1 pseudogene is annotated in these 496 nt (G+C 54.4%); it reads left to right on the top strand.

The features are described 5' to 3' along the window. Positions 1–38: 38 nt before the first annotated feature. Positions 39–496 (top strand): annotated as a pseudogene (locus OR16_RS42475) (IS1-like element IS1A family transposase); the annotation flags it as partial.

Here is a 496-nt window from a genome sequence, read left to right on the forward strand (position 1 = left end):
ACTGATTTAGTGTATGATGGTGTTTTTGAGGTGCTCCAGTGGCTTCTGTTTCTATCAGCTGTCCCTCCTGTTCAGCTACTGACGGGGTGGTGCGTAACGGCAAAAGCACCGCCGGACATCAGCGCTATCTCTGCTCTCACTGCCGTAAAACATGGCAACTGCAGTTCACTTACACCGCTTCTCAACCCGGTACGCACCAGAAAATCATTGATATGGCCATGAATGGCGTTGGATGCCGGGCAACAGCCCGCATTATGGGCGTTGGCCTCAACACGATTTTACGTCACTTAAAAAACTCAGGCCGCAGTCGGTAACCTCGCGCATACAGCCGGGCAGTGACGTCATCGTCTGCGCGGAAATGGACGAACAGTGGGGCTATGTCGGGGCTAAATCGCGCCAGCGCTGGCTGTTTTACGCGTATGACAGTCTCCGGAAGACGGTTGTTGCGCACGTATTCGGTGAACGCACTATGGCGACGCTGGGGCGTCTTATGACG

This window comes from Cupriavidus basilensis OR16, assembly GCF_000243095.1.
Lineage (GTDB): Bacteria > Pseudomonadota > Gammaproteobacteria > Burkholderiales > Burkholderiaceae > Cupriavidus > Cupriavidus basilensis_D.